15 protein-coding genes and 2 pseudogenes are annotated in these 23,653 nt (G+C 68.8%); 8 read left to right on the forward strand and 9 right to left on the reverse strand.

Going from position 1 to position 23,653, the window contains the following annotated elements; all coding sequences use genetic code 11:
- Positions 1 to 25 precede the first annotated feature (25 nt).
- The 3 genes from OG798_RS47645 to OG798_RS47655 all read left to right on the forward strand — a co-directional run bounded on the left by OG798_RS47645 (position 26) and on the right by OG798_RS47655 (position 3,632).
- The gene (locus OG798_RS47645; RefSeq protein WP_328759237.1) at positions 26 to 1,486 is read left to right on the forward strand and encodes a hypothetical protein; all 1,461 of its coding nucleotides are present in this window, start codon (positions 26 to 28) and stop codon (positions 1,484 to 1,486) included.
- A 634-nt stretch (positions 1,487 to 2,120) separates the two neighbouring features.
- Positions 2,121 to 3,179, forward strand: a complete 1,059-nt coding sequence (locus tag OG798_RS47650) for an integrase (protein ID WP_328759238.1) — start codon at positions 2,121 to 2,123, stop codon at positions 3,177 to 3,179.
- 54 nt (positions 3,180 to 3,233) lie between these two features.
- A complete protein-coding gene (locus OG798_RS47655) occupies positions 3,234 to 3,632 on the forward strand; it encodes a hypothetical protein (protein WP_328759239.1) in 399 nt (132 codons plus the stop codon).
- Between the two features lie 46 nt (positions 3,633 to 3,678).
- On the opposite strand, the pseudogene OG798_RS47660 reads toward OG798_RS47655, so the two are convergent.
- Both OG798_RS47660 and OG798_RS47665 read right to left on the reverse strand, forming a co-directional pair.
- Positions 3,679 to 3,795 (reverse strand): annotated as a pseudogene (locus OG798_RS47660) (IS21-like element helper ATPase IstB); the annotation flags it as partial.
- Between the two features lie 24 nt (positions 3,796 to 3,819).
- Positions 3,820 to 4,134: pseudogene (locus OG798_RS47665) on the reverse strand (DUF6461 domain-containing protein); the annotation flags it as partial.
- A gap of 93 nt (positions 4,135 to 4,227) precedes the next feature.
- Here OG798_RS47665 and OG798_RS47670 point away from each other — a divergent pair.
- Positions 4,228 to 4,473, forward strand: coding sequence for a hypothetical protein (locus OG798_RS47670; RefSeq protein WP_328759240.1), 246 nt, complete (start codon positions 4,228 to 4,230; stop codon positions 4,471 to 4,473).
- Between the two features lie 295 nt (positions 4,474 to 4,768).
- Here OG798_RS47670 and OG798_RS47675 read toward each other — a convergent pair whose 3' ends face one another.
- Both OG798_RS47675 and OG798_RS47680 read right to left on the reverse strand, forming a co-directional pair.
- Positions 4,769 to 8,377, reverse strand: coding sequence for a trypsin-like peptidase domain-containing protein (locus tag OG798_RS47675; protein ID WP_328759241.1), 3,609 nt, complete (start codon positions 8,375 to 8,377; stop codon positions 4,769 to 4,771).
- 20 nt (positions 8,378 to 8,397) lie between these two features.
- Complete coding sequence (locus OG798_RS47680; RefSeq protein WP_307710761.1) at positions 8,398 to 8,742, reverse strand: CU044_2847 family protein; 345 nt, start codon at positions 8,740 to 8,742, stop codon at positions 8,398 to 8,400.
- Positions 8,743 to 9,037: 295 nt separating this feature from the next.
- On the opposite strand from OG798_RS47680, the gene OG798_RS47685 reads away from it, so the two are divergent.
- Positions 9,038 to 9,259, forward strand: coding sequence for an RNA polymerase sigma factor (locus tag OG798_RS47685; protein ID WP_328759242.1), 222 nt, complete (start codon positions 9,038 to 9,040; stop codon positions 9,257 to 9,259).
- Positions 9,260 to 9,475: 216 nt separating this feature from the next.
- Positions 9,476 to 10,621, forward strand: coding sequence for a hypothetical protein (locus tag OG798_RS47690; RefSeq protein ID WP_328759243.1), 1,146 nt, complete (start codon positions 9,476 to 9,478; stop codon positions 10,619 to 10,621).
- Positions 10,622 to 11,008: 387 nt separating this feature from the next.
- Here the strand turns inward: OG798_RS47690 and OG798_RS47695 are convergent, their stop codons facing one another.
- On the reverse strand, positions 11,009 to 11,689 hold the full coding sequence (locus OG798_RS47695) for an RNA-guided endonuclease TnpB family protein (RefSeq protein WP_328759244.1): 681 nt from the start codon (positions 11,687 to 11,689) through the stop codon (positions 11,009 to 11,011).
- On the opposite strand from OG798_RS47695, the gene OG798_RS47700 reads away from it, so the two are divergent.
- Positions 11,660 to 12,256 (forward strand): hypothetical protein, encoded by a 597-nt coding sequence (locus tag OG798_RS47700; protein ID WP_328759245.1) that lies wholly within the window; start codon positions 11,660 to 11,662, stop codon positions 12,254 to 12,256. The genes OG798_RS47695 and OG798_RS47700 overlap by 30 nt on opposite strands.
- Positions 12,257 to 13,107: 851 nt before the next feature.
- Here OG798_RS47700 and OG798_RS47705 read toward each other — a convergent pair.
- Positions 13,108 to 14,100 carry a hypothetical protein gene (locus OG798_RS47705; RefSeq protein WP_328759246.1) on the reverse strand — a complete coding sequence of 331 codons (993 nt, stop codon included), beginning with the start codon at positions 14,098 to 14,100 and terminating at the stop codon, positions 13,108 to 13,110.
- An 8-nt stretch (positions 14,101 to 14,108) separates the two neighbouring features.
- Complete coding sequence (locus OG798_RS47710; protein ID WP_328759247.1) at positions 14,109 to 14,465, reverse strand: nucleotide pyrophosphohydrolase; 357 nt, start codon at positions 14,463 to 14,465, stop codon at positions 14,109 to 14,111.
- 90 nt (positions 14,466 to 14,555) lie between these two features.
- Between OG798_RS47710 and OG798_RS47715 the strand changes: the two genes are divergently transcribed.
- Complete coding sequence (locus tag OG798_RS47715) at positions 14,556 to 16,439, forward strand: DNA/RNA helicase domain-containing protein (RefSeq protein WP_328759248.1); 1,884 nt, start codon at positions 14,556 to 14,558, stop codon at positions 16,437 to 16,439.
- A 189-nt stretch (positions 16,440 to 16,628) separates the two neighbouring features.
- Here the strand turns inward: OG798_RS47715 and OG798_RS47720 are convergent, their stop codons facing one another.
- Together OG798_RS47720 and OG798_RS47725 are read right to left on the reverse strand one after the other, a co-directional pair.
- Positions 16,629 to 17,648, reverse strand: coding sequence for a DUF1998 domain-containing protein (locus tag OG798_RS47720; protein WP_328759249.1), 1,020 nt, complete (start codon positions 17,646 to 17,648; stop codon positions 16,629 to 16,631).
- Positions 17,649 to 18,635: 987 nt separating this feature from the next.
- Positions 18,636 to 23,303 carry a DEAD/DEAH box helicase gene (locus OG798_RS47725; RefSeq protein ID WP_328759250.1) on the reverse strand — a complete coding sequence of 1,556 codons (4,668 nt, stop codon included), beginning with the start codon at positions 23,301 to 23,303 and terminating at the stop codon, positions 18,636 to 18,638.
- Positions 23,304 to 23,653: the final 350 nt, after the last annotated feature.

Genomic DNA, 23,653 nt, shown 5'->3' on the forward strand with positions numbered 1-23,653 from the left:
CCGACCCACTGGAAGGAAGAAGCCCGTGACGGACACGCTCCGCACACCACCACCGCCGACCGCGGCCGCGCAGCACCAGCGCCCCTTCGCCCTCGACCCGGACCGGTGGGAGACGGAACGCTCACGCGCCCTGCGGACCGGCCACGTCCGCGACCACACCTGCACGGCCGAGTGCGAACCCGTCCTCGTGTACGAACGCACCTGGTGGGGCTGGCTCGCCTGGACGGTTCCCGGTGACGGCACGCCGCCCGATCAACCCCATCAGATCGGGGTTCTCACCCCCACCGCGAGCCGCATGCAACGCCTGGCCCTGCGCTGGCTGACCAGGCACCCCGCCCAGCGCCTCGCCCTGGCCCCCACCATCCCCGGGTCCCTGCGGCTCTCCGCCGCTGCCGTTGCCCTCATCAGCCTGCTCGCAGGCCTATTCGCGATGAGTTACAGCGTTCCCGTCGACGCCGCACTGCCGGGAATGCTGCTCGCTCCGATACTCGCCGAGCACCTGCCGCGCCAGCTGGATGCCCGGGCCCGCGAACACGTCCGCAGTGTCGAAGGCGACGGCGCCTGCCGCTACTTGCAGCGTCTCGCCTCCCTGCACACCTTCCTCGTCCAGGCTGCCGCCGGCAGCGACCGCTACGAGCTGCGCCGTGCGGCCGAGATCGGCCAGCACCTGCTGTGGGACGCAGCCGGCCTGCTCCAGACCCAGGACACCCGCTCGGGCTCCGCCGACCTCATCGCCCGCGAGCGGCTGATGGTCCAGCTCGCCGACCAGATCACTCCGAGCCTGAACCGCACCCACGCCGAGGACGGGCCAGCCGACGCGGACCAGCCCGGCTGGCACGAGCGGCCGTTAGGCCCGTACCCGCCCGGCTTCGAACAGACGGCACAGCCAGCATTCCGACGCACACCCGGCACGTCACCACTGAAGGGATTCCATCCCATGCTCCAGACTCAGCCCGATCACGCCGGCCGCATTGCGGACGTCTACCTGCTCTTCGCGCACGAGCCGTACTACCCCGGCCCCGGCGCCCAGGAGATCAACACCACCCTGGTGGCTGCTGCCTCTCTGCTCCACCCCCGGGTACGGCAGCCCGACGGGGCCCAGATCCACGACCGCCTCACCCAAGGACGACATCCGGGAGAGATCGTCCCGCTGGCCACCCTCACTCACGAACTGCGTGGCGGAGCCGACTGGCCGACGGTCGGCGACTGGGAGAGCGTTACCACCGACCTGCTGCACCTCGTCCGCGAAGGGGAGTGCGACGCCCTCAGCCTCGGCCTGCCCGAGATCCTGCGGACTCTCATCTGCACCGGACCACACAGTCACGTGCGCACCTACGACGCGGCGGCCGACCAGTTCATCGCATACGGGCCGACGGAACGCGCCGCCGTCCTGGCCGAGGTCGAGAAGTTCCTCGCCTGCATCGTGGCCGAGCAGGACCTCTGGCCCGGCGACGGCCCGCTGCCCTCGCCCACCCGCCCCGCATGACATCACCAACCCAGTTGTGGCTAGAGCACTTCGGCTGTGCCTCCGATCTGACGCGACGGGCACGGACCGAGCATGGGCAAAAGACAGCGGGACTGCATCGGCTGCGGGGCACCGGTCGGCTTCATCGACCGGCAGCACTGCTGCCGCTGCACGGCCCGAATGAAAGATGAAGCTGCCCGCGCGTCCTGCCCTACCTGTGGAAGGTCACGCGTCGTGCAGGCCGACACCGGACAGTGCATCAACTGCTCGGGGGCCTGCACCATCTGCGGCCGGCCAGTGCGGTCTGCGACCACCACCAGTTGCGATGCCTGCCGGCGTGAAGCCGAACGGGTGGCCCCCAAACGGACCTGCCCGCGCTGCCAGCGACCCGGCTTCTTGCAGACTGGCACCGGCTGGTGCGGCCACTGCTCACGCATCCGGCAGTCCAAGCAACCACCGCGCGAGTGCGCCGGGTGCGGTCAGGTCCGACGCCATGCCGGGCTCGGACTGTGCACGGCCTTGCTGGCAGAAACACCCCGACCGGCCGCTCATCACCGCCGCGAACCTGCGGGACCGGCTCGCCGACCCACCTCCGTGGCTGGTTGACTTCGCCGGCCATCTCGCTGCCCGGCACTGCGCCAGCCGAGCCTGCACCATGATCAGCTCCTTGGGCCGGCTCCTGGAGGACGGCCACCCCAACCATCCTCAAGCTCTCCTGGATCGTGCCCGCCGCCCCGGCCGCTCGATGGGCTCTCTTGCCCGCGCGCTGGAGGACTACCTCACCCAGCGCGCCCTGGCCCTGCCGACCGACCACGCGGACCGGCTCGCGGCCGGCCGCCGCCGACGCCGCATCGAAGCCGCCCCGCTCCCGCTTCGACCCCAGGTCCAGGCGTTCTCCGACTCGCTGCTGCGAGCACGTGAACGCGCCCTGCGGGCCGGAACCCTGCCACGCGCCGACATCACCATCGACGCGGCCCTGGCCATCGTCCGCGACTTCGCCCGATTCCTGACCGACCACTGCGGCAAGCACGACTGGGCCCTCGCAGACGTCCACGACATCGAAGCGTTCCTGGCGACCAGGCCCAAAGGCCGCCAGCGCCGACTGACGGTGCTGCGGCAGTTCTTCCGCTTCGCCCGCTCCCACAAAGTAGTCCTCGCCGACCCGACCCGGGGCCTGCAGGTGAAAGGCCCGTCCGGGTTCATCGGCACCACGGTCGCCGTCGGCCGGCAGCGTCAACTTTTCCGCCGCTGGACCACCGGCACTGACGCGCACCCCCACGAGGCTCTGCTCGGCGTCCTGGCCCTCCTGCACGCGGCCTCCAGCAGCGAAGTCCGACACCTGCGCGTGGACGACCTCGATCCGGTCAACCGCACCGTCCGCCTGGGCAAACGCCCTCATCCGCCGTTGGACCCGGCCAGTTGGTCAGTGCTGCAACGCTGCCTGGCCCACCGCGAAATCCAGCGCACCGACAACCCCCACGTGATCGTCACCAAGATCACCAAATCCGGCAGGGCAGCGGCCTCGACGGGCTATATCAGCCACATCCTGGACCCCTACGGCGTCCCGCCCCGGACCTTGCGCTGCACCCGCCTGGCCGACCTGGTCAACACCCTCGATCCCAAGCTCGTCGCCGCCGCGTTCGGCATGGATCCGGAAGCCACCATGATCTATCTCGCCGACCGCATCGACCCGGGCCGTCTGCCTGATGCATGACTGACGCGACAAATTCGCTGGGCACGGCAGTGTTCGATCTGCAGAATCAGCAGAATGCCGCGCTTCTTGTGTGACCACTGCCGACGCCCCCTCACCGGACCGGCCACCAAGGTGAAAGTGCCGCCTTCGGTGCCGATGTCGGAGATCCCGGGTGTCCGGACACGTCCGGCCCGCGTGCCCCTCGGCACTTATGCCCCTAATTTTCGGCTGAGCGAGTTCAGCAACGACATCCCAGGCTTCATCGTGCACCCCACCGACGTGATCGGCACTGAACAGCATCCCGACCTCATGCGATCAATCGGCTGCTGCCAAGGCCCTGCAGGCGGCGATGGCCTGAACCTGGTCTGCAGGGACTGCGGAGCCGAAGTCGCCACCCGGCAAGCGGATTGTTATACCCAAAACCAGGTGACCTTCGAGCCAGCTGCGGTCTGCCTGTCCTTTTCTGACGACTGATCGCAGTACCCGGTTAGGCCCAACCCGTTGACTTTCGGTACCGCCTGGCACAGGTTCGCCGGAACGTGTGCGCTTTGGAGAAGGACTCGTTGGAGGCGATCGCCATACTGTTCTTCTCCTCACGCTCGGTCAGCACCTGGAACAGCAGCTCGGCTCCGCGCCGGGGCACCCTTCGCGCGCTCGCTCGCTACTCACCTGTCTCGTGCTCCGAACGATCCATGGCCGGAGGCTCGTTGTAGGTGATCACGACCGGCGCGTTTGCCTCCGCCCGTACGCGGTCCGACGCCGTCGCGATCTCCTCGTAGGTCCATTCCCTGTACAGGCGCTCCCCGTGGGCATCGGTGATGTCGATGACCACGCTGGTCCACTCCTCGGCGGGCTGTTCGGGGACGAGTCCCAGCTCGTACGTAGCGTCCTGGAGGAGGGATTCGGTGACGCGTATGCCGGTGAGTCTCTCGGCCAGAGCGAGGACCGCCGCCTTCCGGTCGACGTCCGGGGCGCTATGGAAGCGCACCCGCGACAGCGTGCGGCACAAGGCCGATCCCGTCCTCCAGCAGGCCGCGAGGGCCGAGCTGGGGGACTTGCGGACTTACGGATGGAGGCGAACGCGGGCGAGCGCGACCTGATCTTCCTGGACGAGTCCGGCTTCGCTCCCACGATGCTCACCGGCTACACCTGGTCGCGGATCGGACGGCGGGCCGCGGTGCCCCGGGAGGACACCAAGAACCGTCGCGTCAACGTGCTCGGCGCGAAGATCGTCGGCGTCGAGCCGGACCTGGTTTGGCAGCGCACCAGCGGGAAGATCGACGCCGGCGTGCTGCTGCCCACCGCTATGCTTTGACTGTTGCACGCGGCTCACCGAGGAGATCAGCGCCTGGCGGCCGGCCGTCGCCGATGGTCGCGGCGACGAGCCGGGACTGGCGCAGGCCCTGCTTCAGAGCCTCGGCCACGACTTCAACTTGTTGGTCTGGGTTGCCCGGCGGTGGCGTGAGCACCCGGACTTTGCGCCATCCTGGCGGCCACGGCATAGCCGGGCGGAGCGCTGGTAGGCCTGGCCAGGGTGTGTTGGGCGAGCGTGCGGCGCCGCGCGGTGGCCTGTAGCTGCGCGGTGAGTTCCGGGTTCGCCGAGGGCTTCGCTACCCGTCCAGCGCCGTCCGCACCGCCGGATCCGCCGCCAGCGTCTCGTAGATCCACGGGGCGTTGCGCGGGGCCTGGTTGCGGGTGCGGGTGGTGAGCAGGGAGCGGGTTTCCTCGCGGGCCCGGTGCGTGGTGAGCGTGCCTGATTTGCGGTGGGCCAGGATCGTGCGGATCCGGTCGAGTTCCTCGTCCTCCGCGGTGTCCGGTGCGTCACCCTCGGCGCCCGCAGCCGGGTCGTCGGCGAACAGGCGGGCCGCCGCATGGCGGATCAGCACTTCCGCGCACAGCATCGCGGGTGCGTCCGGCGCGTCCCCCAGCGCCAGGCGCTCGGCGCGGGCCAGGACGCTCACGGCCTGCTGGTGGGCGTCCTCGGCGGCGTAGACGGCGCTCAGGTCGATCAGCGTTTCCAGCACCCGAGGACGGTCGTTGCCACGCTCCCACCAGTCGGCTGCGACCTGGTAGAGATGGACTGCCGTGGCCGGGTCGTCGAGCAGCGCGGCGGTGCGGGCCGCGTTGGTGTGGCAGTTGGCCGTGTTCCAGGGTTCCTCGGCCTGCTCCCACAGCGCAGCCCCGCGCCGGTAGAGGCCGAGCGCCTGCTGCAGATTGCCCGCGTCCTCCTCGGCGACCCCGCACTCGTTGCAGGCCATCGCCCGGTGTTCGCTGCTGCCCCAGCGGTCGGCCAGCTCCACGGACTTGCGGCCCCAGCGCAACGCCTCGTCGGTGTTGTCGGCCCGGCGGGCGATACGGAAGTTGTTGATCGCGACGGGGACGGCGGCCGCGGCCCGCCCGGTCGTGGTGAGCGTGTCGACGGCGCGTTCCCCGGCGCTCAGCGCCCCGGCCCAGTCCTCCGCCTCCCACAACAGCATGCTCAGCTTGAACTCGGCCTCGGCGACCCGGACCGGCAGCCGGTGCTCCCGGGCGAGCCCGACGGCCTTCCGTGCCGCTGCGACCGCGGCCTTGAGCGCCTGGCCCGACCGCAGCGTGTCCGCGTTCAGCAGACAGGTCTTGACGGCTTCCTCGGGATCCCCGCGGCGCAGATGCAGGGCGATGCGATCGTCGTTGACGTCGACGACCGCGTCGAGTTCACCGCGTGCCGAGTACAGGACATGCAGCCCGATCATCAGTTCTGTGGCCATGTCCAGCCAGCCGTTCTGCTCGGCCAGGGACAGCGCGGCGTGAAATCGGCTCGGGTCGAGCTCGCCGATCAGCTGCGCCCCGTACCGCTGGTCGGTGATCTCCGCCAGCCGGTTGACCAGATACGCCACCCCGGCCCGCTGGAACTCCTGAATCTCCGCGGGCGGTTCGGTGAGGTCCAGCTGCTCGCGGGCATACAGCAGGACCAGGTCGTACAGGCGGAAGGTGGCCAGCAGCGCACCGGCGGGCAGCCGGACGAGGTCCTGCCGGGCCAGACTTCGATCCACCAGCCGGTTCAGCAGCAACTCCTGCCGCATCGCGGGCGCCTTGAGGCAGTGCCCGAGCTCCGCCCCGCTGACCGCCGCGCCCGGCGCCGCCGCGATCAGCCGGAACACCCGCTGGGCCGACGGGTCCAGGGCGTCGTGGCTGAGCCGGATGGCCAGGCGCACGGCGCGGTCCCCGTAGGCGAGGGCGTCCAGCCGGACCGACTCCTCCTCCAGGAGCTGGACGAGATACGACGCGGGCGGTCCCGAGGGATGGGCCAGCCGCGCCCCGGCGATCCGCAGCGCCAGCGGCACATCGCCGCACAGCTGCGCCACCCGGTCCAGCGCGGCGGGTTCGCAGGCGTCGGGGCGTTCCTGGCAGCAGCGGATGAGCACCGCGACAGAAGCAGGTCTGGCCAGCGGACCTACATCGAGGACCAGCCCGGGGTCGGCGTAGTCCTGGGCGCGGTCGCGCGAGGTGACGATCAGGGCGCAGCCCGCCGGTGCCTTGACGAACGGCCGGACATGGGCGGCGTCGGCGGCGTTGTCCAGGACGAGCAGCACGCGGCGCTCGTGCAGGGCGGCGGTGAGTGCCGCGAGCTGCCGGGCGTCGTCCGTCAGTTCCGAGCCGAGGTCCAAGCGCAGCGCCTCACTGATGATGCGTACCACCGTGCGGGCATTCAGCCGAGCCTCGGGCATCAGGCCGCGCAGGTCCACGTAGTACACGCCGCCCGGGAACGCGGGGATGAGGGCGCGGGCGGCCTCGACAGCCACGGTGGAGGTGCCGGCGCCGGGCTGGCCGGAGAGGAACGCGGTGGCCGATCCGTACCGCGTCATCCGGCGGTCGATCGCGCGGGCGAGACGGGCCACCAGCTCCTCGCGTCCGGCGACGCACGGGTCGGGTGCGGGCAGCCGGCACATCTGAACGGCCACGGCGGCGAGTTCGGCGCGGCCGGGGGCCGGTCCGGGGACGGCGGGGGCGCTGTCCGTGTCGCCGGTGGCGGGTGGGCGGGGCGGGACGAGTACGGCTTCCACCGATGCGGAACGGATCGGCGGCAGCAGGTCCAGCAGCGCGTGCAGGAAACCGGACAGCGGGATGCCGTCCCCGTCCAGCAGCGCCTCACGCAGACAGCTCCGGCAGGTGTCGGACAGCTCCGTGAACATGCCGCCGGGCAACTCATCGGCCAGCATTCGCCGCACACTCCCGAGCAGGGCCCGCGCCGCGTGCGCCGCCATCTCGTCCGCCGGCTCCGGCCCCGGCAGCGGTGCGGACCAGCGGTGCAGCGCCTCATCGTGGTCGGCGAGCCGGGGCAGCAGGACGCGTGGTTCCAGGCCGCGCAGCCGTAGCCGGCGGCGGAACTCGTCGGTCTCCCGTCGGCTCCAGGCGCCGGCGGCGGCCCGCTCCAGGATTTGGCCGAGCAGGTCCTGGAGCGGGCCGGAGCCACGGCAGGTGTCGTCGATCGCGGTGAGCACCAGGGCGGCTTCGCGGGCCGTTTCCGCTGCTCCGGTCACTGTGGTGCGGGGCGCGGGGGTGGCGTCGTGGGCCGAGATGAGGGTGCCCGGCTCGTCGCCGAGGGTCAGCCGGCTGCGTACGGTGATCTCGGCCGGGCCTTCGAGCAGGTGGGTGAGGTCCTCGGTTCTGGCCACCCAGACGGAGTCGCGCAGCCAGCCGTCGGCGCTGTTGTAGCGGGCCGACACCACGCCGAGCACCACTCCGTCGGTCAGCCGGAGTACGGGGGCGCCGCTCATCCCGGGCAGCAGTGCGGACGAGGACAGCCGGCCCAGCGGGACATCGTCTCGTACCGTCCAGCCCTGCCAGCTGCCGGTGGCATGCAGGAAGCGGTAGTCGTGCCCGGGATCGTCCACCCCGGCCACGCCGTTCACCACCACACCGGTCAGCAGCCGCACCGCGTCCGTGGGTGCCCACCCGGGGACGGACTCCTCCAGCGGCCGGGCCCGGCGCAGCACCGCCAGATCGCGTACGTCGTCGACCGCGGTGACCTTTGCCCACTCGGCGGCCGCCGCACCGCCGAGCGCGTCGGTCCGCACCTGTGCGCCGGGGTACCCGCAACCGAGTCCGGCCAGCACGTGCCAGGCGGTGACGACAATGCCGGGCGCCACCTGGAAACAGGTGCCCGCCGGTGCGCCGTCGGGGCTCAGTACGCGTCCCAGACTGCCCGGCACCCGGGGATGGCGCGTCGCCGCCTCCATCGTCGCCCCCCCCGACGGCGCTACGCCGAGGCGTCCGGGGCGGCGGCGCTCCGGTAGGTCATCCGGACCACCAGCGACGCCTCACCGGCGGCGCCGGCCACGATGACGTTCCCCTGCGCCGAGAACTTCAGCCCGAACTCCACCTCGACCTGCTCGGGCCGGACCGCGCGCTGGTGCAGCCGGTCGATCGCCTGGGCGGCGGAGGTCGCGATCTCCACTACGGCGTCGCGGGCATGATCGAAGGACTCCACGACCTGGCGGCCTGCTTCCTGCAGCCGTGAGGTGGGCTGCGATCCCGGCACGGGCACGGTTTCCACCAGCACCTCGACCGCGCCCACCCGTAGGGGGATCAACCGGTTTGTCATGCAGACAACTTGTCACAAGCAGCCCGGCGTTGTCCCTGCGGACGGCTGGATCCGTGGGCTGTCGGTTAACGGGTGCGGGGATGACTTCCATGCACCCTGGCACTCACAGGCCATTTCCCAGGCGACAGCGCTATGTCCAAGCAACCTGGGACCAACCGGCGTGTTGTGTCGGGCGCGGCTTGGGTGAAGTTTGGTGTGCCGCCCGGCAGCCGCTCCACCGTGCGTCAGAACCTTGGCGACCGCAGCCACATGGATGTGCTCACCGCATTGCGCCCGGCGGCACTGAAGCGACGGAATGCCCGGTGACGGCCGTGGATTCTCTCCCGCAGGAGAACAGCAGCCACCCGCGACCTGCGGCTTCGAGGCGTTCTTCCGCCGCTATGATCCCAGCCTGCGCCGCTACCTGTACGCGCGCGGGGCGCGCGGCGACGTTCTGGAGGATGCGGCTCAAGAGGCGATGTTGCAGGCATTGCAGTACTGGAAGTGCCTCCAGGATCACCCGCGGCCGGCGGCATAGGTGTTCACGGTGGTCAGGCAGCGCTACCACGCAGAACGGAAAAGGCGTCAGGGGCAGGAAGAGCTGACCGACGACCCCGCCGCCTTGCAGACGCCACGGTTGGGGGCTGCTGCTGGAAAGCGTGTGTTTGCTTGGCTGGTGTGCGGTCTGCCGGATTGTCAGTGCCGCGCCTTATCGTGAAAGCCATAGTGCTTTCAAGGGGGAGGGCAGCACGTCTTGGCAAATCTCGTCTGGCACACCAAGTTCGGCATCCACCTCGACCTGACGCTCGATGACCTCGGCCATCCAAACCTGCCGAACCTGTGGTCCATTGTTTACGACACCGACCGTCTCTACGCCGCACGCGACATCCCCGTCCGCGAGCGGGACCTGCAGTGCGGCGGCATCTGTCAGGAGGCTGGCGTCACCGCCTGGATGTACTTGCGCCAGCGCGCAAACGGTCGGCGCGAAGCGGTCCACGAACGCGCCGAAGACGAAGAACGCCACACCGCGCCGATGACGGCGGAGCATCGGGCGTACCAGGAGCGGATCGTACGAGCTGCGGAGATCGGCGGGTTCAGCGCCGACTGCGAGGTCCGCACCCGCACCGGCCGGCGCGGCTGGATCCAGACCGACACCCTCGTCCAGGGCGAGAGCGGCCTGCGTATCGGCTGGGAAGTCCAGCTGTCGACGGCCGACACCCACGGCCCCCGCAGTGTCCGCTCCCGCGCCGCCAGGGCGGCCAAGCACGGCATCACCCCCGCCTGGCACACCGACCGCGCCGACTACGCCCGCCGTCGCGACACTCACTGGACCCGCAGCAACAACCTGCCTGCTCACGTCATCGCCAGAACCGGCGACCTGCGTGTCATCTCCGGATTCCGCGCCCTGGACTTCTGGCGCTGCGACGGCCGCGCCCTGTACCGCTGCCCGGACACCCAGAGCCGGTGCGGCAACGTGCATGTCACGCCCAAACCAAAGGACGTACTGTTCGACGACCTTGTCCGGCAGACCGCAGCCGGACTCATCGTGCCCATCGACCACCGCGACGGATCGAGCACGCACCGATTCTGGGTGACCAGTACCGACCGCGACCGGCTCCAGGACCACCGTCACGACAACACCAACCTCCCGCCCCTCCCCGACAGCGAGAAGGAGGACGGCCCCGTCGGCGCGAGCCGACGACGGCCCACCTGCCGGCCGGCCACTGTCCCGCCGCCGTCCACCCAGCACATGCCTGCACCACTGTTGGACTGGAGCTCCTCCGCACACTGGTCCTTCGAGCCCCAGCCTTGCCGGCACTGCTCCAAGCCGACCAACCTCCTCGACGACCAGGGCGAACCATCCCATAAGGTATGCGCCGAAGCAGCCACTGGCGCCTGAAGAAGACCGCCGAGGCCGCCCCGGGACGGCGAACGGTCGAGCCTGCGCAAGGCGACTGCCCCCGCGACGCCGGACAGATCTTTCAGGCTGCGCAGCCGCAGGCCCGGACGGCCGGATACGACGAACCCGCACGCCGCCAGGAGCGGGCGGATTTCGCGGCTCGCTCCGAAGACGGCCGAGCGGTGAGTCAAACCTGGTCCCCGTGCGGCTGGTTCCCACTCTGCCCTCGCCTCGGCAGGCAGAACTCGCCGAGACGAGGGCAGCAGGAAACCACGCCACGCCTACGACATCGCCGTATCCCAGGAACCGTTCACCGAGTTTCTGCGAATCTCGGTGATTTGCCCGTTGCTGGGCGAAGGTCCCCGTCTCACTCGATACCAGGAGGTATCAATGCGGGGTAGACGCTTCAATGCCACCGGCCCCGCAGGACGGGGTCTTACGGTCGGCTCCACGTCCGTTTTCTGTCTCCGGGCCACTCCCGGCGACGTGCCGCTTCACGAGTGCGGCGAGGTTCAGTGCCGCGTTCTCATCCCGGTCGAGGACGAGTCCGCAGTGGTCGCATACGTACATCCGTATCCGGAGAGGCAGTTTGGGTGTCACTGCCTGGCATCCGGAACACGTCTTGCTGCTGGGGAACCAGCGGTCCGCCACTTCGAGCGTTCCGCCGTTCCACCGGGTTTTGTAGGCGAGTTGACGCCGGATCTCGCCGAACCCGGCGTCGGCCACGACGCGGGCGAGTCTGCGGTTCCTGAGCATTCCCGAGACGTTGAGGTCTTCCACCACGATCGTGCCGTACTCGCGGGCCAGGCTGGTGGTGAGCTTGTGGAGCGCGTCCCGCCGCAGGTTCGCGGTGCGGTAGTGCACCCGGTTGCGGGCCGCATCCGCGCGCTGCCAACGCTTCGAAGGCTGCTGCCCGGTGCGCCGGTCAGGGCCCAGGCGGCGGGCGATCGTACGGGACAGGCGGCCGAGCTTGCGGCGCGCGGTGTCGTAGTGTTTGGGGTTCTCGGCGGTCGGGCGGCCGTCGGAGAACACCGCGAGGTGCTTGATGCCCAGGTCGACGCCGATCACCGTATCCGCTCGGGACGGGGTACGGTCGGTGCGCTCGGCTTCGCAGGTGAAGGACCGAACCAGCGGCCCGCCTCGCGGCGGACGGTCGCCGACTTCACCACCGCCGTGTCGGCCGCGATCCGGCGGGGCAGCTTCCGTGTGGACTCATGCGCCCTGATCGTTCCCAGGACCGGGAGCGTGACATGCCTGCGGTCGTCTCCGTGCGCCACCGGGCTGGATCAGCTCGCCCGGGCCTTGAAGAACTGGTCCGATTCCAAGCGCGGCAAGCGCAAGGGCCCGCGGATGGGCTTTCCTCGCTACAAGTCGAAGCGGAAGACCACGCCGTCGGTTCGGTTCACCACCGGCACGATCCGCTTGGGCCGCCTCCCGCTGCCCGAGGTTCGCTTTCACCTGCGCGATACCCCAGTTGAACGCCACCCGGGCCGCACCGGCATGCCGCAGCAGCGCCCCGACCTGACCAGGCGTCGGGTCCAGTGCAAACCGGTAGGCATGCCTGACGATCACCCGGTCAGGCTACCGGCCGCCACCGACAACACCCCGATCATCAAGGAAGTTGAGAAACGCTGAGATTCGATGACGAAGCCCACAGCAGTTAAGAACCCCAGGCCGGAGCCGGCGTGCCCGAAGGCACCCGACTCACGGTATTGGTCCGCGCGCAGTGCACAGCTCCGGCCCACGGCGATGTGCTCCTCAGCGGACGAGGCTCAACTCGCCTCCTATACAAGGCCATCAGGACCGACCCGGCTGCTGTCGCATGCGCGGGGATCACCTGTTCGAGAGGGTGGCCAGACAGAGGCAGCAGTGGGTGGCGTGGTGGGCCGTTCCGGGTGCTTGAACGCAAGGAGCTACGGGCTCCTCTGCTTTGGCGACCTTCGCTCGGGCCGTGGCGTGAGCCGCCTTGGCGCCACCCAACTCCCGGCCGGTCGCAGTCATCCGTCTGTGCCCGACGAAGCGACGTCTGCTTGCTGATGAGCCGGCACACGTCTCCTGCACCATCGGATGCGCCATCTCTTGCTACAGCTCTTTCGACTTCGGCTGCCCTCACCAGAATTTGCGGCTCCCATCACCGCTGGTCACCGCACGATTCTTCCGTGGTCGGGGATCTGACATCCCCCTCAGCAACCCCCTGCACCCACCTCACACACGCAACTAGGAGAAGAAGGGAAGGGCGGGGCAGGGTGCGCTGCCTCGGCGGATCCGGGCGGCCTGCGGGTAGCGGCGCGTCGGCGGGGCCTCCGCGCCGCAGGCCACTCGGCTGACACCTGCTGCGGGAGGCAGACGCGGCAGCCCCCTGTATTTGCCCACCGTGACGGCACTTCCCGCGGGGTGCTCCGTCGCGGTGACGGAGCCTGCATCAAACGCACTCCACCTGGCCGCACGCACGCCCCGGATCTGCCGCGGCCCGCCGGGTGTGCCAGCTAGGACGGGGGAGTGTCTTTGTAGGTATGGGTGCGGTGCCACTGGTAGTAGGGCTCGCGGGCAGGAGTCCACCAGGGGAGGGTCCGTCCCGCCAGTTTCTGCTGGATGTAAGCGTCGACTTCGGGGAGGTGCGCGGCCAGCGGGCTGACCTGAACCGCTCCGCCGGGAGCGACGGTGACGTAGCCGTGCTCATAGACGGCGTCGCAGCCGAAGGTGCAGGCGAGCATGGCGATATTGGCCAGATCGCGCTTCTCGTCATCGCTGCACAGGGCGCGCTTTTTGATGTGCGCAGCAATGAGGAAGGTGCCGGGCAGGCTGCGCCCGCACAGGGCGCACTGCCCCATGGAGCCCTGCAGGAGGCGCCTTTTGAGCGCGGTCTGCTCGCCGCGCTGAGCCCGCTGAGCGGTCCGCTCGAGTTCCCCGTCGAAGGCGGAAACGGCGGCTTCGTCGTTCTCCACGTCGGCCGGGACGGCCGCTGCGGTGGCGGGATCGAGGGTGAGCAGGGTCTGGAGCGTGTCGCTGTCGTTCTCGTCGAGGACGGAGATCCCCATGATGTGGCGGTTCGGGTTCCAGCCCAGCAGCGTGCGGATCTCGTCGATGGGGATGTCGAAGCCGCGCGTCCCGGACAGGGCGTACATGTACTCCCAGGTATTTCCGGCCGCGTCGGTTCCCCAAAGGCGCGTCGCCAGCGCCTTGTTACGCCACATCAGCGCGATCGTGCCGCCGAAGTAGAGGCGCTTGTCGCCGCTGAAGAACACCCAGTCCCCGGCACGCATCTTCTTGATCCGGGAGACGTTGACGTCCTTCTTGCCCGGGACGACGCCCCACATCGATGCGCTGCCGTCGGGGAAGAGCTGCTTGAGCTGGTCGACGGTCGCGGCAACCAGCAGATCGGCGTGCTCATCGAAGACCACGGGATGGACGATCGTGTCCTGATAGTGCTGCTCGACGTCCTTCTCCGACCGCCGGGCCGGCTGCATCACGATGAGCATGGTCTAGATCATCCCCCCAGTTGTGTGTACTTGTCCGCCCGGCCCCGCGCGAGGTGCACCGGATACTTGCGGCGGTTCGTCTCGATCTTCTCCGTCAGCGCCTGCTCGAGGTCGAGGCCAAGGACATCGGCCAGTCTCAGCAGGTAGGCGAACACGTCCGCCATCTCCTCACGCACCTGAACGGCACGCGTGGGATCCTCCATTACCTGGGCAGACTGCTCCGGCGTCAGCCACTGGAAGACTTCCAGCAGTTCGCCGCTCTCACCGGCCAGCGCCATCGCCAGATTCTTAGGAGTGTGGAACTGCTCCCACTCACGTTCGGCCGCAAACCGGGCCAGCTCATCCTGCAGGACCTGAAGTGTCATGACCTCAGCTGTATCAGAATCCTCCGACACCCCCACCGGCCCGCCAAATACCCTTCTCGCTCGGCCAGTTGTTGCTGGTATAGATCGTATATGTATCTCTACGGGGGCACGGTGGCTGAGGCCGCCCGCCAGGTGGGCCAGGACACCTTCGTCGCCACGGCCGCGCAACGCTTCGCGCAACGCTTCGGTGTGCCCGCCGGCACCCAGGAGGTGCACAGCTGGAGCCGCAGCTGGCCGGCCCTCACCCGGGCCCTGTGCGCCGCCGGACTGGAGGGCCTGCACCTGCTGCTGGAGTACTCCCTGCCCGCCACAGGGGAACGCATCGACGCCCTGGTCGTCGGCGAGGACACCGACGGACGTCTGTGCATGGTCGCCATCGAGCTCAAGCAGTGGACGCGCGCCTACCTCACGTCTGCCCGGCCCGGCATGGTCCGTGTCGGCCGGCGCACCGTTGTCCATCCCGCCCGCCAGGTCGGCGGCTACGTCCACTACCTGCAGCAATGGGTCAGCCGCGACGAGCTGCCCCTGAGCGTGCGCGGCGTGGCGGTGCTGCACGACGCCCCCACCGAACTGATCGAATCCCTGCGGACACAAGCCGCCCACGGGCCGTCCGCCGCCTTCCCTCTCCTCGGGCAGGCCGATCTGACCGCCACCCCGTCCGCCGACGCCCTGGCCGCCCGGTTGGGCTGCGCCGGCCTGCGCCCCACTGGCCGGCACCGGGTGGACGAGCTGCTACGAACCGAACACCGCCCCTCACCTACGCTGCTGGCCCGGGCAGGCGACGTCATCGAGGGACGGGACGCCTTCACCCTCATCGGGGACCAGGACCTGGCCCGCCAGGAAGTCCTGCACGCCGTCGCCGACGCCCAAAACCAGGGAAGGAAGAGCATCGTCGTCGTCACCGGCGGCCCCGGCACCGGCAAGACCGTCATCGCCTGCCGCCTGCTGGGCGACCTGTGCCGACAGCAGGACGCCAACCCACGCCTGCTGTCGCCCTCCGGCACGCTCACCCGCCAACTGCGCCGGACCGTCGGCGACGACTTCCGCGGACTCATCACCACCTTCCTCGACAAGATCCCCGCCACCCTCACCCCCTCCAGCGTGGTCCTCCTCGACGAGGCCCACCGCGCCCGCACCTACCCCGACCACCGGCGCGCCGGCTTCCCCCTCACCCTCGGCAAACTCATCGATCAGGCCGCCGTCACCGTGCTCTTCCTCGACGAACGCCAGACCGTACGCCCCACCGAGGGCATCACCCTTGAGGAACTGCGCCAGCACGCCCTGCACAGCGGCCTGTCCTTCGCCCACGTCGACCTCGTCACCCAGTTCCGCTGCAACGGCTCACGCGCCTACCACCAGTGGGTCGACCAGCTCTTTGCGCCCGAAGGAGCCGCCCCCGCATGGACGGCATCCGACTACGACCTGGCTGTCGCGTCCGACCCCGAGCAGCTCAGCGCCTGGGTCGGCGAACACACCCGCCACGGTGCCACCGCCCGGATCACGGCCGGTTTCTGCTGGCCCTGGGACTCCCCGCCCACACCGCCCCTACTTCCGGAGGTCGACATTGCCTGGGGCGATTCCGACCAGCGCCGCATCTGGGCGCGCCCCTGGAACTCCCGCGCCGACGCACCCGACCTCGACCATCCCGAGGTACCGGCCCGCCCGTTCTGGGCCACCGACCCTGGTGGTCATCACCAGGTCGGCTGCATCTACACCGCCCAAGGCATGGAGTATGCCTACAACGCAGTGATCATGGGCGGCGACCTCGTCCGCCGAGGCGAGCGTTGGATCGCCGAGCCCGACGCGAGCCGGGACCCTCAGCTTCGGGGCCTTCCACCGCAGCGCTACGTGCGATACGCACTCAACAGCTACCGTGTCCTCGCCACCCGAGGCACCCGAGGCACCCGCTTCTACTCGACCGACGAACCCACTCAGGCGTACCTGGACCGGCTGCTTCCCCCGCACCACACATGACCTTTGTCCTCTGTCTCATATGCAGTGATGAGCTCCCATAGCGAGGCCACTGTGACCAGCAGGCCAACCAGTACCAAGGGCGTCGCCCCACGGGCCGGGCGTGATCACGACCGCGACCCAGGCTGCTGCCCCGTCCTGGCCGGCAACGCTGCACGGGAACGGGGCACCGGGCCGCTGAACGTGGGCGGATCACTCGGATGTATGGGGGTAGTAGCCGGTGATCCCCAGCTCCGGGGAGCCGACGAGCAGAGCACGGTCGAGCAGGATGTTGTTCAACTCGCAGCTGGTCTCCGGGAGCAGGATGCAGGCATGGCATGCGGCGAGATTGAGGCCGTCCACGCCGCTTGCGTCGGCTTCCATGCAGAGCGGGTCGGCCGAGCACCAGGAGATGCGGCGCAGCGCCGAGTCGGGTGAAGAGGCGAGCCGCTCGGGCTTTCCTTGGGCGATGGTGCCGCCGAGACTGCCGGCCGAGTCACTGGTCGCCGTGTACAGGAGGAAGCCCGCCATCTCGTCCGAGACGTACAGCCGCTCGCGCAGGGAGGCCGCAGGGTAGCCGCAATCCAGGCTCCACTCGTTGATGATCGCGTGTGCCAGAGTGTGGACCAGGACCAGCCGGGCCGACACCGGTGATCGGGGCTGTGTGTCGCCGCGCTCGCGCAGCATTCTCAGATGTCGCCGGCGCAGGCCTTCCACCCGCGCGCCAGCAGGTTCGGACTCCACATGGGCCTCCCAGGCGCGCAGACGCGCGGTGTCCAGTCGAACAAACACGCCCTCTCCGATCACCTCCATCGCGGGAAGCCAGGACACTCCGCCTCGGTGCAGGCGGGCTCGTCGCCCGGGCGGGTCCGACGGCATCGGAGCGGTGACCCGGGTGAACGCGGTCAAGGCGCGCACCTCACGCAGCCGCTTGACCAGCATCGTCTGTTCGAGGCCGGGTACCGTCGGCGAACCGGGGGTGGCGCCTGCGGGGACACATACGAAGTGCTGGTTCTCAGGGGTGTCCTCGGTGGTGGAGCTGAGCTGGCGGAACTCCTCGGTGCGCAGCCGGTCCGCCAGCTCGAGGGCGTCGGGGTTCTCGGGGTCGATGGCCTCCTGGCGTTCGGCGGCCTCGAGGGTGCGGACGGCGTCGACGATGTCGGTGGGGGGTGGGGGGGGAACGGCCGTCGGCCAACCAGCCTGCGTCCGCGGCGTACTCTGCGATACGGGCATCGCCCTTGCCGACCAGGTGGCGGCGGTGCTCGCGTCGCAGTACGAGTTGCATCAACGTCTTGTGCCACGGTGGGATGGTCAGGGCGGAGCGGACCACGGGGAACCAGGCGGCAGAGGCGCCTCGCTGGAGAGCTTGCAGGCCCTCCCCGCAGCCGGGTTGCGTTGCCTCGTCGCCCAGCCAGGGACGCTCGCCCCTGCAGCTGATGGCCGGGCGGGCCATCGCCTTGCGGCCGAAGGCGCCCTCGAGGGAGGCTCTCTTGCCGCAGCTGCACTGGATGACGATGGAGCGCAGGGATGCGGTGCGGCCGGTGGAGGTCAGCTGCATCCGGCATCGCTCGCCCGATCCGCGAGTTGAGGTGTGCTGGCCCCGATGGGTCCACTCCCAGTAGGGGAACTCGGCCAGGTGGCCCTTTGAGCACGCCACGATGAAACGGGAGGGGGTGGTTGTGCGGTCGCACTGACCGCAGTATCCGCGGCCCTTTGGCGAGTTGAAGCCGCTGTAGGGCTTCAGGGTGCCGCACTCCTGACAGGAGTAGGTGATCGGGAAGCGGCGCACGCGCACCCCGTCACCGGCCGGTGGATCGGACGCCGGTGGCAGGTGGATTCCTCGTACGCCCAGGTCGCTCTCGAGCCGGGGCTCGCGAATGTCGAAATCCGACCCCATGTGCCAGCTGTCGAGTCCGCTGACAAGGAAGGACTGGTCGCCGATGGCCACCATCGAGCCGACGCCGTAGGTGGTGATCTGTTGAGCCTGACGCACCGCGCCGAGCCGTCCCAACACGCCCTGGGGTTGTGCTCCAGCCTCTTGGTCGAGGCGTCGGCGGCTGCCCGAACGAAGTCCCACCTCAGGCCTCCAGGTACAGGTCGGATTCGACGTCCACGTCGCGGAAGTTCCACATGGTGTCGATGGCACGGGTCAGGTCGTCGTCGTTGTGCGCGCGCAGCAGCGCCGTGTCCGCTTCGCGTTGTGCGCCTCGCGCACGTCCGTCAGTACGCCTTCTTCCACAGGTATTCGAACTCCGTGTACGCCAGGTCGCGCCCGAAGTTGTCGATGTTGTCGCGGACGTTGAGGATCAGGCACTCGGGCTCACCACCGTTGGCGGGACCACGCAGTCCACGACCGATCATCTGCACATAGGTGTTCGGACTGTAGGTGGGCCGGGCCACCACCACGACACGGACCTTCGGTGCATCGAATCCCTGAGTGAGGACTCCGTAGTTCGTCAGCACTCGGATCTTCCCGTCGCGGAAGTCCTGGATCCGTCGGGCCCGGATGCTGGATCTGGTTTTCGACTCGATGTAGGCGGCCGGGACACCGCGGTCGCTCAAGAGCGCCGCGAGGACCTTGGAATGCTCCACGGAGGTCGCGAAGACCAGGACCGGCCAGCTCGCGTCGAGTCTTTCGATCTCCTCCACGATGCGCCGTGTCCGGGACACGTCTTCGGCCAGCTTCTTGGTGATGTCGTCGGGGATGCCCATGCTGTTGTGCTGCAACGCCTTCTCCGCCTGGGCCGCTGACAGCGAGACACTGCCGCCGGGCAGTTCACGCTGCTCCACCCGCGACAGCACCTCCAAGCGCTGCAGGTGTGTGTGCGCCGAACTCTCGTCATCGCCGTCGAACGCGCCGAAGTCGAGGCGGCGCTCGCCGAAGCGCTTGACCAGACGTCGGGTCTCCTCGTCGTTGCGGCCGCGATAGGCGGTCGCGGTTAGACCGATCAGAGGACGGGACACCCGGTACTGGTCGATACCCAACAGGTCGAGGATCTTGGTGTAGGTCTTGGGGATTGCGAAGTGAGCCTCGTCGATGATGACCGCCGCGGCATAGCGGAGCCACGCGTACTGCTCGTCGGCCAGACGCTGGACGAGCGTGTCGTCGATGGCCACCACCAGGTGATGGCCGTCGTTGAACGGCTCGGGGTGATGGCCCTGCCGCATGCGGCTGATGTGCAGCTTGGAGGAGGCCCCGAAATGGGGCCAGAGGAACTCCCAGGTGGCGATCGCCTGCTCGCACAGCTCCTCGCTCTGCGCGATCCACAGAACCGGACCGACGAGATGGCCGTCGCGCATGGCACGGATGGCCGCCTCCGCTGCGACACGAGTCTTGCCCGCTCCGGTCGGCAGGCTCAGCATCGCCCGTTGCGGGGCCTCCTGGGCCAGCAGGCGGCGCATGTTCGCCACGACCGTGACCTGGTAGTCATGCAGATCGGTGACGGTCCGAGGACCCATGACGGCGAAACTGGTGGGAGGAGGGGTGTCGTCCGGGTCGCCTGCCCAGGAGGCGGGAAACCCATAGCTACGCAGGAACGCACGGGTCCGCGATCCACCCACCCACTGCGAAGGCGTGTCGTCGAACCCCGCCTCGCGGAACGCCGGCGCCAGGGTACGCAGGACGTCGGCACCGTAGGACGCCACCACCAGGCGCGCCACCCGCAGGTCGTCGGCCAGCGCACCGCGCAGTTCCGCGTCGGTCAGGAGCAGACCTGCCGGGAGACGATCTCGAAGCCGCTCGACGCCGACAGCCAGCAGCAGTTTGCGGGCGATGTCCGGCTCACGGCGCACCGCGACGAACTTCTCGTTCTCCCGATCCTTGACCTGCTGCGCCAACAGCGCCCGACACGCAGACGCATCAAGTCGAAGACCGAGCACTGCGACCACGGCCATGAGGACCGACAATTCATCCTCGGGGCCGCACACCAGGATGTCGGAACCGGAGCGCGTCTGCAGCAGCGATTCCTCCTCCCTTCCATGCCCCTCGGTGGTGACCACGCGTGCCAGGGACGTGCAGTGCACGATCCGCAGGTCCGAGTCGTGCGGCAGACGCTGCTTGAGCCGGGGATAGACGTCGAAGAGAGGGATGGGATCACCAGCGGGTACGTGCTCGATCTCCTCCTTGATGGCGTGCTCGCCGTCCTGCATCGACCACAGCTCGCGCATACGCCCGACATCCTCCGACGCAGGCGCCAGCAGCGCAGGCAGCCGATGGATCTGCAGCGCACGGTACTTGGCACGATCGTGAGTCACATATATCTCGCTGTCCTGCCGAAACGCCCACTCCTCACCTACGCGGCACCGCGTCTCCTCCTGGCTCGGCCACGGGATGTCCGAACCGTCCTCGACCGCATGCGCAAGCAGAGCGAAGGCACGGCCGACGAGCGCATCGTCGTCACTGATGGCGAGTTGTTCGAACAGGCCTGCCCAGGCACCGGCAGGGATGTCGTGGACCGTCGAGGCCAGACCCAGTGCCGCACCGAGTTCGGAGTCCACCTCGGCCACCGGTAGCAGGTCGCCGTGCGCGCGCAGCGCGGGAGCGACCGACTCGCTGACACCGCGCAGCCCCTGACTGGTCGGCAGGCTCACCCTGTTGCGGATGAGCCACACGATGGGGGAGGCGACCGTCTGCTGCGCGCCGGTGCTCGGGCGTCGCACCGTCCAGTGGTGCGGCACGCCATGACGGGGCAGAGCGCGGACGTAGGCGGCCTGCCCCTTCTCGGACAGCCCCAGCAGCAGTTCCAGAGGACCTGCCGTGTCGGAGCCCTCCAGGGATACCGCCTTGACGCCGACATGTCGGGCACCGGAGGCGAGAGAACGGTTGAACACACCGAGTGCGTAGGCGAAGTAGTCGCCGAACCATGACGCCCCCCGGTCGACCCGCGCGAGAGCCGGGACCTCAGTTGCCCCCAAATCCTTGAGCACGGTCATGTCGGGGCCGTGGAAACGCGGATCGATGGTCGCATGCGCGTCCCTCGACAGATCGGAGGGGACGACACGACCGGGGAGGAGACAAGTGTGCAGAGGCCGGAAACGGCCGTCACAACACCGCACCTTTATCGTCTCTCGGTAATCCTGGCACCGTGCTCGGATCGCCGCCACGGTGGGGGCGCCGCCGGCGTGGCGTGTCAGTTCCCAGAACTGCGCCCAGTCACCGTCCCCGTAGCCGGAGAAGCCGATGTCCAGCACGGCTTCCAGACGGCCGACAGCACTGGCTTCGGTGATGCCCAGGACGGACAGGGCCTTTTCGGCTTCATGGTCCAGGGCAACCTCGGGGTGCACGTACCGCTGACCGTCGTGGAGCGCGCCGGTACCCGTGACACGCCGGTACACGGTTCCCGGCTGAGGCGCGTGCCGTTCGCCGTCCTCGGTCAGCAGGATGCGGGCACGGGCTGCGTCCGCAGCGTGTGAGGAACCCTTGGACTTCATGTCGGCGGCGATCAGCAGAGCGAGGATGCTCGCTTGGGGGCTGCCGTCCGACACCAGCGCCTCGAGCCAGTTCTCGACGGACTCCACCGGTCTGTCCGCCAGCTCCATGATGTCGCGGACGCGCGAGCGGCGATTTTGGGCCTCGGCGCTGTGATGCACCCAGTCCACCGGACGACCGGGAAGTTCGGCCCACAGCCGAAGCCACTCCTGCTGCAGGTTCTCAGGGTGCAGACGCAACGTCCTCGGCTCGCGCAGGGTGCCCGACTGATCCGGGACCGAGGGACGCGCGACCGCGGCATCCAACACGTCCGCGCTCAGCTGCCGGTCGGCCCACTGCGCGGCCTCTCGTCCACGCGCGGTCAGCAACGGCAGATACGAACCAGGATCGTTCGCTTCGAGCAGCTGGGGCACCGAATCGACGATCAGTTCCGCGGCTGCTCGGATCAGCTCGGTGTTGAACGGGCTCGTCTGGAGGTTTTGGCGGTCGGGGCTGGTCTGCCAGGCCGCATTGAGCACACCGGTGAGCGTCGTGTTGTAGTGCGTGGGGAAGTACGCCCAGAAGTCGCCGCGTTCGGAGCGATTCTTCACGCCCCTGCCGGGCACCGCCCAAGAGATCCGGATCGTGGGTCTGCCGTGCTGGTCCCCGGCCGCGTCCAGCGCCTCGGGGGAGGGGGCATGATCGCGGGAGAAGACGTGCCACTGCTCCGTGCGTACCTGCCGCCCGTCCACCTGCTCACGGATGGTGTGTGCGTCGCCGAGAGCACTCTGATTGATGACGCGCAGGTGCTGACGGCCGGTCCGCCCGTCCTCCAGCATGACCGTGTCCACGTGGGAGGAGAACAGCTGGAAGTGCACGGGGAAGTTGTGGAGATCCCCACCGAGCCGGTCGGCAGCGCCCGGCTTCAGCGGCAGCACCACCACCGTGGAGGCCCACTCCATCAAAGAGTCGAGACGACTGTCCGATCTTCGCTCGGCGGCTTCGTCCAACACTTGCGCCATGCGGAGGACCGGCGTCTCCTGACTCTCCGGAACCGGCACGGTCTCCCGGATGAGCTGGGAGGACCACACCTTGTCGAAGCCGAAACTACCGCTGCTGCTGAAAAAACGAGGAGTGTCGCAGACGCTCAGGACGGATTTCACGCCCACGCCGAAACGCCCGATCTTTCCCCCGCGCTTGGCCGACGAACTCATGTGAAGAATCGTGTCCACCCCCTGCGCAGAAACCGGAAAGCCCGTGTTCGCACAGTAGAGATGAGTATCCGTCAGCACGACATGGATACGCCCTTCACTCTTTGCGTCGATCTCGTCGGCGCCGTTCTGGACCAACTCGTAGATCTGCCGGTCGCTGTAGCCGCCCCGGGAGATGTCGCGTTCCAGGTTCGCATGCTCCAGAACATGCCGTGGATCGGCTCGATAGACGTTGAGACTGCGCCGTGACAACTCACGTACAGCTGTCACGACATCCGACAACTGAGACTCCGGCAACTGAGGCTCGGGTGCCTGCATAGTGCGCGTACTCCTTTGGCCCCGGATCGCCAGGGTCGGCATCGTGTTCGATGAGGTGAAGCAGGAGCTGCGCAACACATGGACACAGGCAACCACGCACGCCCAGGGGACGCGCGGTCGTGCGTCAACCCACAGGTATGGCGGCTTCCCTCGCTGGCCACGGAGCCGCGTGGGGAGGCTCGAAGTGTGCGGGACCAGGTTAGAACGCGTGAAGCTTCGGTGACAAGAGAGAGTGTCAATTATGTTGATTCATAGTGAAATTGGTGATTTTCTGATGCTGGGCGGTGTGCGAGCATCACTGA

This window comes from Streptomyces sp. NBC_00271 (assembly GCF_036178845.1).
Lineage (GTDB): Bacteria > Actinomycetota > Actinomycetes > Streptomycetales > Streptomycetaceae > Streptomyces.